The sequence below is a fragment of the Lentzea albida genome (assembly GCF_900111005.1).
In the GTDB taxonomy this organism is placed as follows: Bacteria; Actinomycetota; Actinomycetes; order Mycobacteriales; family Pseudonocardiaceae; genus Lentzea; species Lentzea albida.
On record NZ_FOFV01000011.1, the window covers coordinates 1 to 14,055 of the forward strand.

The following is a 14,055-nucleotide window of genomic DNA, read 5'->3' on the forward strand; positions in this document are numbered from 1 at the left end:
GCCGCGGACCGCTGGACCTGGCTGCTGATCACCGCCTACACCCAGCTCCGCCTCGCCCGCGACCTCACCAAAGACCTGCGCCACCCCTGGGAGAAACCCCGCCCAGCACACCGGCTCAGCCCAGCACGAGTCCGACGGGGGTTTCGGAACCTGCGCCCACAACTCGCTTGTCCAGCCCGTGTCCCGAAACCCTCAAGGCCAGGCCCCGGACGGCCCGCCGGAACTCCCAACCACCGGCCTGCCACACGACACGATGTTCACACCGTCACCGGCACAAACACACACAAGACCAAGCACTGCAACAAACCCAAGTCGAGCAATCCACGGCCCCGCCGAACAGGTTAAAACTCAAGCTAGCTTGAGTTTTAACCTCTGAGCGGCCGGTGTGCACCCTCGTTGATCATGAGTGAAGCCCTTGGTTGATCATTCTTCTTGCGACAGAAAGAAGATCGGACCAAGGGCTTCAGTTGATCAGTGTGCACCATGCCCGGGACGCCGCTGCGTTCGGGGAGTTGTCGGCGTTGCGGCAGGAGTTCTACCGGTGTGTGACGCGGCGGGCGGACGCGTTGTTCGAGCTGACCGACGCGGTGTTGTGCGCCGATGGTCCGGTCCGTTCGGTGGCGGAGCTGTCGCTGGCCGGTGAGCATCGGCGCGGGCATGGCAGCGGCTATGCCGCGCTGGCGAGGGGCCGGGTGGACGTCGACCGGTTGCGGACCGCGCTGGCCGGGGTGTCGCTGCCGCGTGGTGCCGCGGACGGGCGGCTGGTGCTGGCGGTGGATGTGACGTGCTGGCTGCGCCCAGAGGCACACACCTGTGCGCAGCGGATCCTGTGCCACACCTACGGCCGGGGCAAGGACCAGCACATGATGGTGCCGGGCTGGCCGTACTCGATCGTCGTCGCCCTGGAAGCGGGGCGTCATTCGTGGACCGCGCCGCTGGACGCGATCCGGCTCGCACCGGATGACATCGCGGCGGACGTGACCGCCCGGCAGGTTCGTCAGGTGGTGGACCGCCTGGTCGCGGCCGGGCACTGGTCACCGGGAGATCCGGAGATCCTGCTGGTCGCCGACGCCGGCTACGACGGACCCCGCTTGGCTCACGTGCTGGCCGACCTGCCGATCGCGGTGCTGGTGCGGATGCGCTCGGATCGGGTCCTGCGCCGCCCGGCCCCACCGCATCTGCCGGGCACGATGGGCAGGCCCTGCCGCCACGGCGGCGAGTTTGCCTTCGGCGACCCCGCCACCTGGGACACACCGGGCATCACCCTCGAGACCACCACCCGGCTCTACGGCCCGGCGTTGATCCGGGCCTGGGACCGGCTGCACCCCAGGCTGACCCACCGCATCGCCTGGGCCGCCCACGACGGGAAGTTGCCCATCCTCGACGGCACCGTGATCCGGCTCGAGGTCGAGCGTCTGCCGTCGGGGGCGATCCCGAAACCCGTGTGGCTCTGGCATTCCCGTACCGGACTCGATCAGGACCAGGTGGACGTTGCCTGGCAGGCGTTCCTGCGCCGCTTCGACATCGAGCACACCTTCCGCATGCTCAAACAAACCCTCGGCTGGACCACCCCGAAACTCCGCTCACCCGACGCCGCGGACCGCTGGACCTGGCTGCTGATCACCGCCTACACCCAGCTCCGCCTCGCCCGCGAGCTCGCCATCGATCTGCGCCGCCCCTGGGAGAAACCCCGCCCAGCCCAGCGGCTGAGCCCTTCACGGATCCGCCGCGGGTTTCGGAACCTGCGTCCACAACTGGCCTGCCCAGCCAGTGTCCCGAAACCCTCACGCCCCGGACCAGGACGCCCCGCAGGACAGTCCAACCACCAGCCCGCACCACGCCACGACGTCCATACCGTCACCAGCACAAACAAGCAGAGCGCCAAGCGAGGCAGGAAGACCAAGTCCAGCAACCCACGACCCCGCCGAACAGGTTAAAACTCAAGCTAGATCTTGTCGGCGACCTTGATCTTGCCCTCGATGATCTGGGCCTTGTAGGCCTCGAGGATGCCCTGCAGCTTCGCGTCGATCTTGCCGCCGGACGTCGCGTACCCCATGCCGTTCGACTTCAGGTCGAAGACCTTGGGCAGCGACGCGAGGTCGTTCGCGGCGGCCGCGTGGAAGAAGTCGTAGACGGCCACGTCCACGCGCTTGAGGCTCGACGCCACGATGACGTCGCGGTTGGCCGCGAGCGCCGGCTGGTTGTACTGGTCGGCGTCGCAGCCGATGCCGAGCACACCCGCCTCCTTGATCGCCGCGAACACGCCGATGCCGGACGCGCCCGCCGCCGGGTAGAGGACGTCGGCGCCCTTGTCGATCAGACCCTTCGCGGCCTCCTGGCCCTTGGGCGGGTCCTGGAAGCCGGTGAAGTCACCGGCCGGGGTGATGTACTTCTTGTCGAGCTTCACCTTGGGCGCCGCGGTCTGCGCGCCCTGGTTGTAGCCCGCCTCGAACTTCTGGATCAGCGGGATGTCCACGCCGCCGACGAAGCCCACGTGGCAGTTCTTGCTCTGGTAGGCGGCGACGACGCCCGCGAGGAACGCGCCCTCCTGCTCGGCGAAGACCAGCGGGGTCACGTTGGTGACACCCTCCACAGCGGAGTCCACGAGTCCGAACTGGACGTTCGGGAACTCCGGCGCCACGACCTTGAGCGACTCGGTGTAGGCGAAACCGACACCGACGATCGGGTTGAACCCCTCGGACGCGAGCTGGCGCAGGCGTGTCTGCTTCGCGGACTCGTCCTCGTTCGGCGCCGCGGAGAGCTCGCGGGTGTTCTCCTTCTTCACGCCCATGTCCGCGATGGCCTTGTCGAACCCGGCTGCGGCGAGGTCGTTGAACGACGCGTCGCCGCGGCCACCGATGTCGTAGGCCAGGCCGATCTTCAGCGCGCTGCCGTCGACCTTCCTGCCGGCGGCAGCGGTGGTGCTGCTGGACGAGGCGGGGGCGGTGGGCGGCGTCGAGAACTCGCAGGCGCTGCCCGAAGGGGCGGAGGTGTTGTCGCCGCCACCGGAGTCCTTCGCACAGGCGCTCACCACCATGAGGCTGGTCAGCGCGATCGCGGCCACGGCGGTGCCACGCATACGACGACGCACGGTTCGTCTCCTCTAACTCGGCTTAGGACGCGGACGGTACCTTCCGGCCCGATCAAACCGGTTGAGAGTTCACCCACTGGGAACGAGATCTTGACGTCACCACGGCGACGGCTGGGTGGTCCGGGCCAGCTCGTCGGCGTGCTGGAGCACCCCGAGTTCGCGCAGCATCCGGTCGCGCTGCGCGGGGTCGTGCGCGACGTGCGAGGCGTGCAGCGCCTTGCGCAGCCGGGCCTTGCGGCGCGGCGTCCACCTTCCGGCGACGGCGAGCTTCGCGGCTCGCAACGCAGCCTTGTCCCGCGTGCGCGCCAGGGCGTCCCGGCCGTCGTCACCCAGACCGAACACCGAGAGCAGGCGCTCCCGCACCTCGCGGCCGACGCGCGCCCACGTCGTGGTGCGCTGCCGCGCCGCGCGGATCTCGATGCCCAGCGCGAGGTGCAGCATGACCAGCCCGAGGACCGGGCCGAGCAGGACGCGGGCGGTGCCGGCGACCGGTCCGGACAGGCTGAAGGCCGCGAACGCCGCGAACGCGGTCAGCGCCCACGCGACGAGACGGGCCGGTCCGGGGCGACCGTTCTGGCGCACGCCACCGCGCATCGCCCAGCCGCACGCGACCAGTGCCGCCTCCATGACGGAGAACAGGACGACCCGCTCGACCACGTCTGTGATGCCGAGGCGCTGCTCGAAGAACCGCCACGACGTGTCGACGCTGACACCGATGCTCATCAGCGCGACGGCGTAGAAGCCCTTCGCACCTGCGGGCTCGGTGGTGCTCTCGGCCTTGGGTTCAGCTTCGGGCCCGGCTTCGGGAGCGGGGTTCTCCGCCGCGTCCAGCTGGGCGATCAGCTCCGGCGTCAACGGGATGTGACCGCTCGTGTCGGTCACGCCGTTGCGGGCGCGCCACTCGTTCACGATCGGCGTGGCGTACGGCCGGGTGGGCACGGTCTGGCCCTGTTTGCTCAACCAGCGGCGGACGTCCTCCACCGAAGATTCACGCGGCAGGTGCTCCAGCGCGTACTGAATCTTCGCCTTCTGGGTCCTCAAGCGGGATAAAGCGGCGTCGTGGCCGGTCAGGCGGCCGGCCTCGTCCGTGATCACTCGTGCTCTCCGTCCTCATCGTGGGGTGTACAGGGGGCACGCGGACCCGCTGGACCCTACCCGGCTACTGGACGTGAACATCATCAGGTTTTGGACATTGACACTGTCACGGTTGCAGTGTCACGATCGTGAGGTGTGGACGCTCGACGAGTTGCTGGACCGCGTCTCCGCCGCGCTGGCGGCGGAGTACTCGGGCGCGCCCAACGGCCGGGTGCGCGACGTGCCCGACAAGCGGGCCGTCCGCTGGTACGCGACGACGGGCCTGGTCGACAGGCCGTCGGCGATGCGCGGCCGCTCGGCGCTGTACGAGAAGCGCCACCTGCTCCAGCTGGTGGCGGTGAAGAGACTTCAGTCGGAGGGGAGGACGCTGGCGGACATCCAGGCCGAGTTGGCCGGTGCCACCGACACGACGCTGGCGGCGATCGCCCGCGTGCCTTCGCACCTGCTGGAGAGCGATGAGGCGGGGGTGCCGGCGGAGGAGGTGCGGCCGAGGTTCTGGGCGGCGCCCGCGGCACCTCGACCGGCGGCCGCCGACGTGGGGACGGCGGCAGGTGTGCCGACCGCGCCACCTGCGGCCGCCGCACCACCTGTGCCTGCCGCACGGCCTGCGCCAGCCGCACCACCTTCGGCCGCCGCACCACCTGCGGCTCCCACCGGAACACCGCCCGCACCACCACATCCACCCGCGTTCGCCCTCAACGGCGTAGCCCTCCCCGGAGGCGCCGTCCTCCTGATCCCCGGCACCCCGTCCGCCGCCGACCGCGCGGAGATCGCCGCCGCCGCCCGCCCACTGCTCGACCTGCTCGCCGCCCGCGGCCTGCTCAACGAAAGGGACCAGTCATGACCATCTCCGTCGCCCCGATGAAGGCCGCCGAAGCCGACCGCATCGGCCGGACGACCGAGGACGCGGGTCTCGGCGCGCTGCGCACCGAACGGGGCAACCTGCCCCTCGAGGCCCTGGACGTGAGAGCGCAGATAACAGGGCTGGTAGGCCGAGTCGTCTTGACCGCCGGGTTCGTCAACACCCACGACACCGCGCTCGAAGCGACGTACGTGTTCCCGTTGCCGGACCGGGCCGCCGTCACCGGCATGAAGATGACCGCCGGTGACCGGACCGTCGAGGCCGACCTGCAGGAGCGGGCGCAGGCGCGGCAGACCTACGACGACGCGATCGCGGCGGGCAGGCGGGCGTCGATCGTCGAGGAGGAGCGGCCGGACGTCTTCACCATGCGGGTCGGCAACATCCCGCAGGGGGAGCGGGTGTCCGTCGAGCTGACGCTGGTGGGGCCGCTGGTGTTCGAGGACGGTGCGGCCACGTTCCGGTTCCCGCTGGTGGTGGCGCCGCGGTACGTGCCGGGCTCGCCGTTGCCGGGGCCGTCGGTCGGGGACGGGCACGCCCAGGACACCGACGTGGTGCCGGACGCGTCCCGGATCACGCCGCCCGTGCTGCTGCCCGGGTTCCCGAACCCCGTGCGGCTCGGCATCGGCGTGGAGATCGACTCCGCCGGCCTCGAACTCGGGGAGGTGCGGTCGAGCCTTCACACGGTGGTCACCGAGGGCACCACGGTGACGGTCACGCCCGGTGAGCGGGTCGACCGCGACTTCGTGCTGCGCCTGCAGTACCGGGGCAACAGCTCCGCGGTCGTGTGCGTGCCCGACGAGGACGACAGCGGCGAGGGCACCTACCAGCTGACGGTCCTGCCGCCCGAGCCCGAGACGGCCGTGCGGCCGCGGGACGTCGTGCTGCTGCTCGACCGGTCCGGCAGCATGTCCGGCTGGAAGATGGTGGCGGCCCGGCGGGCGGCCGCGCGCATCGTCGACACGCTGACGAACGACGACACGTTCTCCGTCATCAGCTTCGACGACCGGCTCGAACGTCCCGAGGCGCTCGGACAGGGGCTTGTCTCGGGCACCGACCGCCACCGGTTCCGGGCCGTCGAGCACCTCGCGGCCGTGCAGGCGCGCGGGGGCACCGAGCTGTACGAGCCGCTGCGGCAGGGGCTCGGGTTGCTGGCGGACGCCCAGTCGGAGCGGGACCCCGTGCTCGTGCTCGTCACGGACGGCCAGGTCGGCAACGAGGACCAGGTGCTGCGCGACATCACGCCGCTGATCAGCCGGACGCGCGTGCACGCCGTGGGCATCGACACGGCCGTCAACGCGGGCTTCCTCGGCAGGCTCGCCGCCGCGGGAGCGGGCCGGTGCGAACTGGTCGAGAGCGAGGACCGGCTGGACGAGGCCATGACCCACATCCAGCGGCGGATCGGCGCGCCCGTCGTCACCGACGTGGTGGTGGAGCCGACGTCCGACCTGCCCAGGCAGGCCACCGCCATCTATCCGGGCGTGCCCCTGGTCTCGTTCGGCCGGTACCGCGGTGCGGCGCCGAAGGAGTTCACCGTGCGCGGCCGGACCCGCGACGGCGCGGACTGGCAGGAGTCGGTGCCCGTGCGGGAGCACACGTCACCGGCCGTCCGGGCGCAGTGGGCCCGTGCCGCGCTGCGCGACCTGGAGGACCGGTACGCCGTCGGCGACCGGTCGCTCGAGTCGACGATCGTGGAGACGTCGTTGAAGTTCGGCGTGCTGTGCCGCTTCACCGCGTTCGTCGCGGTGGACGAGCGGGTCGTGTCCGACGGCACGGTCCACCGCGTGGTGCAGCCGGTCGAGCAGCCCGCGGGCTGGGAGATGCGCGCTCCGGGCGCTCCGATGCCGGCACCGAGCTTCGCCGGCGGGGCACGCGTCTTCGGCGGGGCCAGCCCGTTCGCCGGCGCACCCGCCTCGTTCGACGCGGCGATGCCCCTGCCGCCCGCCCCGCCGATGGCCGCGGCTCCCCAGCCGGGGAGCGCCCCCAAGCGGATGCGGGCGTCCGCACCGATGCCGGTGCCGATGCCGTTGCCCACCAGTGATCCGGCCGACCTGCACGAGGTCGTCGCACGGGAGGTGCGGCGCCTGGAGCAGGACGCGGCACTGCCCGCGTGGGAGCGCCGCGACCTGCTCGCCGACCTGGCGAGCCGGCTCGGCACCCTGATCGCGGGCAGGCAGGGCCCCGCGTACGCGCCGGTGCACGGCCTCGTCGCCGAGATCACCGCCGGGGGAGACGTCGACGAGCTGTGGGCGCGGGCCCTGGAGGTCCTGCGGGAGTTCGGGGCGGGCGAGGCCGAGCCGCAGCGGCGCAGGAGGTTCTGGCGCTGATCGGACGATTGCCCGTGTGAGGGTTGTGCCGCAACGCTTTCCCCATGAGCGCGTTCGGCGAGTGGACGACGGTCGAGGGCCTGCCCGCGTTCGAGTACCGGGCAGGCCCTCGGCCGTGGGACCCCATCCTCGACCCGCCGTCCTCGACGCACCGGGTGCACCTCGGCAACCGCCGGATCACCCTGGCCGCCGACAGCGACGGGCTCTTCGGCCTGTGGGACGAGCACCTCGGCTGCCGGTGGCTCGCCGAGCACACCGGCACCGGTCGATTCGGCGCGGTGGCAACGGAATCGGCGCCCGTGAAGGTGTTCGGACCCACCTTCGTCCGGCTCGCGGCCGGGGACGTCGAACGCACGGTGCTGTGCCCGGAGGGCGCCGTGCCGTGGGTGCTGATCAAGGTCGAGGTGGTGAACCGGGGCGACGGCGTGCTGCGCGGCGTGCTCACCGAGGAGTGGGAGGTGCGGCCGCGCGAGGTGAACCTGGAGTTCGGGCCGGTGCGAGGAGATCCTCCGCCGGACGCACCCGTCGTGGCGCTGGAGCACGCCGGAGGCGAGCGGGTGCGGACGACCGCAGGAACCCTGACCGTCGGGATCCCGCTGGAACTGGCGCCGGGGGAGCGGACCACCGCGTGGTTCCGGTTCGGGCTGCTCGACGGACTCGTGGACCCGGAGGCGGTCCACGGGACGAGCCTGGCCGCCCTCCGCCGGCGACTCCCGTCCGCGCCGGACGAGATCCGCTGGCACGCGGCACTGCTGACCGGCGGCGCGTGCACCGACGGCGTTCTCGGCGGTCACACCCTGAACCAGGGCTCGGCCTACTCGTTCCGCCACGGCTTCAACGGCGCCGCAAGGGATCCGCTGCAACACGCCCTGCCGCTCGTGCACCTCGAACCGGACCTCGCCCTGTCGGTGCTGCGCAACACCTGCGCCTGGGGCAGCCCGGACGGCGACCTCCCGTACGCGCTCGACGGCCGCAAACAGCCGTGGACGCAGCTGTTCCGCCCGTCCGACCAGAACCTCTGGGCGCTCTGGCTCGCCGCCGAGTACGCCGCCGCGACCGGTGACCTCGCCGCGTTCCACGAACCCGTGCCGTACCACCCGTGCCACGGCGCGCATCCCGTCCCGCTCGCCGAGAACCTGAGGCGCCAGTTCCGGTTCTTCGCCGACGAGGTGGGGGTGGGCGAGTACGGCCACGTCCGGATCCTCAACGCGGACTGGAACGACCTCGCCATCCGGGAGTCCGGAGTGGACCGTGAGCTGATGGTCGAGCGGGGCGAGTCGGTGCTGAACTCGGCCATGGCGGCCTGGGTGCTCCCCGTCTACGCCGAGCTCGCCGAACGGGTGGGTGACGCCGCAACGGCTTCCGAGGCACGCCACCGTGCCACCGCCCTCCGCGAGCTGGTCGCGCAGGAGTGGAACGGCCGCTGGTTCCGCCGCGCCCGCGGCCCGGGGAACGCGGTGGTCGGCGAGAACGACCTGTGGCTGGAGGTGCAGCCGTGGGCGATCCTCTGCGGCGCAGCGACTCCGGACCAGGCACGCGCGTTGCTCACCACCATCGACGAGACGTGCCGCGCCGGGTCACCGCTGGGCGCCCGCCACCGCTGGCCCTCTCCCGCCGGCGCGCAGGGCCAGGTGTGGTTCTCGGTGAACATGACGCTGGTCTGGGCGGCGTCCCTGCACGACGAGGACCTGGCTTGGGACGAGTGGCGACGCATGACGCTGCACGCGCACACGGCCGCGTATCCGGACGTGTGGACCGGCACGCTGTCCGGCCCCGACTGCTACCTCGCACCGGACAGCGACCGGCCCGGCGAGACGTGGGCGTTGCCGGAGTTCGGCACGGCGATGCAGGCGTACCCCGTCGCGAACCTGCACAGCCACTCCCAGCCGTTGCTCGCCTACCTGCGGCTGCGGGGCGTTGTACCCCGATTCGGTGAACGTGCGTGACATTTCCGGATCTCGCGTGCTCTTCGGACCGAAGCCGTCCGCGCTGATCGAGGAGTTCCGTTGTCCAGCTGCCGCCACCGAGTCGTCCAGTTGCGCACGCCGCTGTCCGAGGACGAACGGTTGTCGCTCGTCGAGCAGACCGTCCTGTGCCACCCGGCGGTGCACAGCGTCGAGCTGTTCGCCGACGAGGAGGTCCACGCCGAGGTCGTGGTGTGGCGCGGCAGTTCGCCGCAGCGGACCGTGCGCGACATCTCCGCGGCGCTGGAGGCCGTGCTCGGTGACGTGGCCGTGACCCTGACCGTCGTGGCGGTCGCCCACCGCAGGCGCGACCGGGTCCTCTGGGTTTACATCTAGGGGCCTATTGTCAAACGGGCTTTACATCCCCTACCTTTCTGTCAACCTCCCGGAGGAGAGCGACATGAAGGCAACGGTGCCCGTCGGCTCAACCGAGCAGTGGACGGACGGCAAGCGGTACCTGTGGCTGCTGGGACTGGTCGTGCCGTCCCTGGCGTTCCTGGCGATCGGGATGCACGCCGTCACGGGCTGGGGCGTGTGGTTCTGGATCGGCCCGGTCGTGGTCCTGCTGATCGTCCCGGCGATCGACCTGGTCGCGGGCCTCGACCGGAGCAACCCGCCCGACGACGTGATCGAACGGCTGGAGAACGACCGCTACTACCGCTGGATCACCTACCTGTACCTGCCGATCCAGTACGTCGGGTTCGTGGTGGCGTTCTGGTTCATCGCCCGCGGTGACCTGTCCGTCGTGGACAAGATCGGCCTCGCGGTGTCGATCGGGTGCATCGGCGGCATCGGCATCAACACCGCGCACGAACTGGGGCACAAGAAGGAGAGCCACGAGCGGTGGCTGTCGAAGATCGCGCTCGCGCAGAGCTTCTACGGCCACTTCTACATCGAGCACAACCGCGGCCACCACGTGCGGGTCGCCACCCCGGAGGACCCGGCGAGCAGCCGCGTGGGCGAGAGCTTCTACCGCTTCTGGCCGCGCACGGTGTTCGGCTCGGTCAAGTCGGCGTGGCGGCTCGAACGCAAGCGGTACGGGCGTCGCGACCGGCACCCGTACCGGCTGGGCAACGACGTGCTCAACGCGTGGCTGATGTCGGCGGTGCTGTGGGCGGCGATGATCGTGTGGCTGGGCGTCGGCATCGTGCCGTACCTGCTCATCCAGGCGGTCATCGGCTTCTCGCTCCTGGAGGTCGTCAACTACATGGAGCACTACGGGATGTTGCGGCAGATGGTCGGCGCTCCGGGCCGCAGGCGCTACGAGCGCGTGGACCCGAGCCACAGCTGGAACTCCAACAACATCGCCACGAACGTGCTGCTCTACCACCTGCAGCGGCACAGCGACCACCACGCCAACCCGACCCGGCGCTACCAGACGCTGCGCGACTTCGCCGAGTCCCCGGTGCTGCCGACCGGGTACGCGGGCATGATCCTGCTCGCCCTGGTGCCCCCGCTGTGGCGGCGCGTGATGGACCCGCGCGTGCAGGCGCACTTCGGCGGCGACATCGGCCGCGCCAACATCCAGCCGGGCAAGCGGGAAGACGTCCTCGCCCGCTACGGCGGCACCGACGCCGGTGAGGTCGTCGTCGCGGACAGCCGGGGTGACGCGACCGCGGGCGGCATGTGCCCGGGCTGCGGGTACGTCTACGACGAGAGCACCGGCGACCCGCGCGAGGGCTTCCCCGCCGGGACGCCGTGGTCGGCCATCCCGGACTCGTGGTGCTGCCCCGACTGCGGGGTGCGCGAGAAGATCGACTTCGTCGCGCCGGGCCGTGTGACGTCGGCGTAGGCGGCGTCGCGCACGACCTAGGATCAGGACATGGGCGGGACTTCTGCGGCAGCGGCCTCCGGCAGGCGGCCGATCATCGACGTGGCGATCGAGATGACCGCCCGCGACGGCTGGGCCGCGGTCACCATGACGCGGCTCGCCGAGCAGGCCGGGGTCAGCCGCCAGACCGTCTACAACGAGATCGGCTCCAAGAACTCCCTCGCCGACGCGATGCTCGCGCACGAGCTCGGCCGGTTCCTGACGGCCATCGGCACCGCCTTCGACCGCCACCCCGGTGACCTGGTCGAGGCGATCCACGACGCCGTCCGGGACGTCCTCGACCTCGCCCGCGGCAACCTCCTGGTCCGCGCGATCGCCTCCGCGACGCACGGCGCCGACACCGAACTCGTGCCGCTGCTGACCACCCAGGCCGAAACCCTGCTCACCGAGGTCAAGGCGATGCTCACGGCACGGGTCGAGGCCTACCGCACGGGCCTGAGCGGCGAGCAGGTCGAGGTGCTGATCGACCTCATGACCCGCACGGTCCTCAGCCACGTGGTCCAGCCGACGGGCACCCCGGCCGCCACGGCCGACGGCCTGGCGTGGCTCGCGTCACGCGTGCTGGAGGAGCCCGCGAGGAAACCGCTGCGCTTCGGCTGACGAACACCGGAGGTGAGCGTGCTCGACACCATCGCGGACCGGCTCGTCGTTCCCGGCTACTCGAAGTGGGGCTACTGGCTGCGCGAGAAGAGTTGGACCGACCTGCCGTCCGGCGCACTGCGCGGCCGCACAGCCGTCGTGACCGGCGCCGGCAGCGGCATCGGCAAGGCGACGGCGCTGGGCCTCGCCCGTCTCGGCGCGGACGTCGTGCTGGCCGTGCGCGACGAACGCAAGGGCGAGACCGCGCGCCGGGAGATCGTGGCCGAGGTACCCGGTGCCACGGTCGAAGTCCGGCACTGCGACGTGTCGAGCCCGGAGTCCGTGCGGCGGTTCGCCGCGGAGATCGACCGACTGGACGTCCTGGTGCACAACGCCGGAGTCCTGCCGAAGGAACGCACGGTCACCCCGGACGGCCACGAGCTGACGTTCGCCACGCACGTGCTGGGTCCGTTGCTGCTGACCGACCTGCTGCGCCCGCAGCTCGCAGCTTCCCCGGACGCGCGCGTCGTGTTCGTCTCCTCGGGAGGCATGTACACGCAACGCCTGTACGCCGACGACCCCGAGTACCGCCAGGGCACCTATAAGGGCGCGACGGCCTACGCGCGCACGAAACGCATGCAGGTCACGCTCGTCCCGCTGCTGACCGAGCGCTACGCGTCCGACGGGATCGCGGTGCACGGCATGCACCCCGGCTGGGCCGACACACCGGGCGTCGCCGGCTCGCTACCGGGGTTCCACCGACTGACCAGGGCGTTCCTGCGCACACCGGAAGAGGGCGCGGACACCGTCGTCTGGCTCGCCGCGGCGACACCCGCTCCGCGCGCCGGACGCTTCTGGCACGACCGCCGGGAGCGTCCGGCGCACGTGCTGCCCACCACCGCGGAGAAGCCCGGGGACGTCGCCGCGTTCTGGCGGTACAGCACGTCCGCCGCGGGTCTCAGGTGACGTTCCCAGGTGGAGCATCGTGGGAGCACGGGTGATGAACACGTTCGCGATGCCTGGTTGATCCTCGTGGAAGGGCAGAGTCGCAGATCCAGCCTGCGGGATTCAGCCGAGCAGGTCCAGTTCGGCCTGCAGCGCCTCGGTGATCGCCGCCAGGTCGGGTGTGCGATCGGGGTCGGCGACCACGGTGACGGTGAACGTGCCGGCGTAGGACAGGGCCGCGAACGCCACGGTCACGTTGCCCGTGGTGGCGGACAACGGGATCAGCCCGACGACAGGCACACCACCCAGCCGCACGGGACGATCAGGGCCGTGCACGTTGGTCACGACGGTGTTCACCATGTGCTGGTGGTTCATGAACCAGTCCGCGATCCCGAGGCCCTGCAACAGCCGGAAGACGGGCGTCACCGGGGTGGCCGTCTTCTTGTGCGACCTGGTCGTGGCAGCGATGCGGGTCAGCCGCGACCAGGTGTCGCCGCCGGTCGGCAGTGCGACGGGCATGACGCCAGTGCTGTTGCCGAGGTGCGCGGCCGTCGTGGATCGCCGCGTCGACACGGGGACGGAGACCACCAGGTCGTCGACGTGCTCCCCTCGCTCGGCCAGGACCGTGCCCAGGGCACCCGTGACCGAGCTGAGCAGGGCGTCGTTGACCGTGCCACCGCAGCGGTGTGCGGCGGTGCGCAAGCGGGAGACGCTGGTCCGGGCGATGGTCTGCCGTCTGCGTGGCCCGATCGGCTGGTTCAGGGAACAGCGTGCGCCGCGTGAGGGCCACCGAAAACCCGCGAGCGAAAAGTGCGCGGGGGATGTGAGTCGGGCCGCCCATGCGTCCTTCACGAGATCGTGGCGGGACGGCGCGGGTGCTGGAAAGGGTTCGGCCTCGATGGCCGGTGATCCGTCGACCAGGTTCGCCAGCACGGCGAGCCCGCCGATGCCGTCGGACAACACGTGGTGGAAGACCACGACCAACGCCGCTCGGTCCTCCGCCAGTCCGGTGACGATCGTCGCGGACCAGAGCGGAGCCGAGTGCGGGAGGGGACGAATCACGAGCGAGGAGGCGATGTCCAGCAGGGCGGCCTCGTCGCCGGGAGCCGGGCAGACCACGCGGTGCACGTGTCCGGTGATGTCGAACCCGGCGTCGTCGACCCAGATGGGGCGACCGCCTCCGAACGGAGTCGCGACCAGTCGTCGGCGCAGCCGGGGCACAGACGGGACGCGCTGGGCGAGCAGGGATTCGACGTCGCCGGGATCGCGTTGCAGCACCAGGACCGCGCCCACCTGCATGCCCGAGGCGAGCGACATCACGTCGGCGGGGCTGGTCCGGTCGATCATCGAAACGCTCCTCGGCG

11 protein-coding genes are annotated in these 14,055 nt (G+C 71.1%); 8 read left to right on the forward strand and 3 right to left on the reverse strand.

Translation table 11 applies throughout. From position 1 onward, the window contains the following. The first annotated feature begins 419 nt into the window (after positions 1 to 419). Positions 420 to 1,937, forward strand: coding sequence for an NF041680 family putative transposase (locus tag BMY74_RS25360; RefSeq protein ID WP_245786353.1), 1,518 nt, complete (start codon positions 420 to 422; stop codon positions 1,935 to 1,937). 8 nt (positions 1,938 to 1,945) lie between these two features. On the opposite strand, the gene BMY74_RS25365 is transcribed toward BMY74_RS25360, so the two are convergent. Next, positions 1,946 to 3,079 (reverse strand): BMP family lipoprotein, encoded by a 1,134-nt coding sequence (locus tag BMY74_RS25365; protein ID WP_089920337.1) that lies wholly within the window; start codon positions 3,077 to 3,079, stop codon positions 1,946 to 1,948. Between the two features lie 108 nt (positions 3,080 to 3,187). Further along, the gene (locus BMY74_RS25370) at positions 3,188 to 4,186 is read right to left on the reverse strand and encodes a hypothetical protein (protein WP_089920339.1); all 999 of its coding nucleotides are present in this window, start codon (positions 4,184 to 4,186) and stop codon (positions 3,188 to 3,190) included. 133 nt (positions 4,187 to 4,319) lie between these two features. On the opposite strand from BMY74_RS25370, the gene BMY74_RS25375 reads away from it, so the two are divergent. The 7 genes from BMY74_RS25375 (at position 4,320) to BMY74_RS25405 (ending at position 12,712) form a co-directional block, all read left to right on the forward strand. Next, positions 4,320 to 5,030, forward strand: a complete 711-nt coding sequence (locus BMY74_RS25375; RefSeq protein WP_089920340.1) for a MerR family transcriptional regulator — start codon at positions 4,320 to 4,322, stop codon at positions 5,028 to 5,030. Further along, positions 5,027 to 7,372, forward strand: a complete 2,346-nt coding sequence (locus BMY74_RS25380; RefSeq protein ID WP_089920342.1) for a VIT domain-containing protein — start codon at positions 5,027 to 5,029, stop codon at positions 7,370 to 7,372. The genes BMY74_RS25375 and BMY74_RS25380 overlap by 4 nt, the downstream gene beginning before the upstream one ends. A gap of 44 nt (positions 7,373 to 7,416) precedes the next feature. Next, positions 7,417 to 9,318, forward strand: a complete 1,902-nt coding sequence (locus tag BMY74_RS25385; RefSeq protein WP_089920344.1) for a GH36-type glycosyl hydrolase domain-containing protein — start codon at positions 7,417 to 7,419, stop codon at positions 9,316 to 9,318. A gap of 60 nt (positions 9,319 to 9,378) precedes the next feature. Beyond that, the gene (locus tag BMY74_RS25390) at positions 9,379 to 9,672 is read left to right on the forward strand and encodes a hypothetical protein (protein ID WP_143091700.1); all 294 of its coding nucleotides are present in this window, start codon (positions 9,379 to 9,381) and stop codon (positions 9,670 to 9,672) included. Between the two features lie 64 nt (positions 9,673 to 9,736). Next, positions 9,737 to 11,128, forward strand: a complete 1,392-nt coding sequence (locus BMY74_RS25395) for a fatty acid desaturase (RefSeq protein ID WP_089920348.1) — start codon at positions 9,737 to 9,739, stop codon at positions 11,126 to 11,128. A 30-nt stretch (positions 11,129 to 11,158) separates the two neighbouring features. Next, positions 11,159 to 11,767 carry a TetR/AcrR family transcriptional regulator gene (locus BMY74_RS25400; protein ID WP_089920350.1) on the forward strand — a complete coding sequence of 203 codons (609 nt, stop codon included), beginning with the start codon at positions 11,159 to 11,161 and terminating at the stop codon, positions 11,765 to 11,767. An 18-nt stretch (positions 11,768 to 11,785) separates the two neighbouring features. Beyond that, the gene (locus BMY74_RS25405) at positions 11,786 to 12,712 is read left to right on the forward strand and encodes an SDR family NAD(P)-dependent oxidoreductase (protein ID WP_245786354.1); all 927 of its coding nucleotides are present in this window, start codon (positions 11,786 to 11,788) and stop codon (positions 12,710 to 12,712) included. Positions 12,713 to 12,814: 102 nt separating this feature from the next. Here the strand turns inward: BMY74_RS25405 and BMY74_RS25410 are convergent, their stop codons facing one another. Then, positions 12,815 to 14,038: a wax ester/triacylglycerol synthase domain-containing protein gene (locus BMY74_RS25410; protein ID WP_089920353.1), complete on the reverse strand. Its 1,224-nt coding sequence runs from the start codon at positions 14,036 to 14,038 to the stop codon at positions 12,815 to 12,817. Positions 14,039 to 14,055 lie beyond the last annotated feature (17 nt).

What these genes read in the sequence shown, in the direction of transcription:
- BMY74_RS25400 (WP_089920350.1), top strand. Translation starts at nt 11,159, where the DNA reads ATGGGCGGGACTTCTGCGGCAGCGGCCTCCGGCAGGCGGCCGATCATC.
- BMY74_RS25410 (WP_089920353.1), bottom strand. Translation starts at nt 14,038, where the DNA reads ATGATCGACCGGACCAGCCCCGCCGACGTGATGTCGCTCGCCTCGGGC.
- BMY74_RS25365 (WP_089920337.1), bottom strand. Translation starts at nt 3,079, where the DNA reads ATGCGTGGCACCGCCGTGGCCGCGATCGCGCTGACCAGCCTCATGGTG.
- BMY74_RS25395 (WP_089920348.1), top strand. Translation starts at nt 9,737, where the DNA reads ATGAAGGCAACGGTGCCCGTCGGCTCAACCGAGCAGTGGACGGACGGC.
- BMY74_RS25385 (WP_089920344.1), top strand. Translation starts at nt 7,417, where the DNA reads ATGAGCGCGTTCGGCGAGTGGACGACGGTCGAGGGCCTGCCCGCGTTC.
- BMY74_RS25380 (WP_089920342.1), top strand. Translation starts at nt 5,027, where the DNA reads ATGACCATCTCCGTCGCCCCGATGAAGGCCGCCGAAGCCGACCGCATC.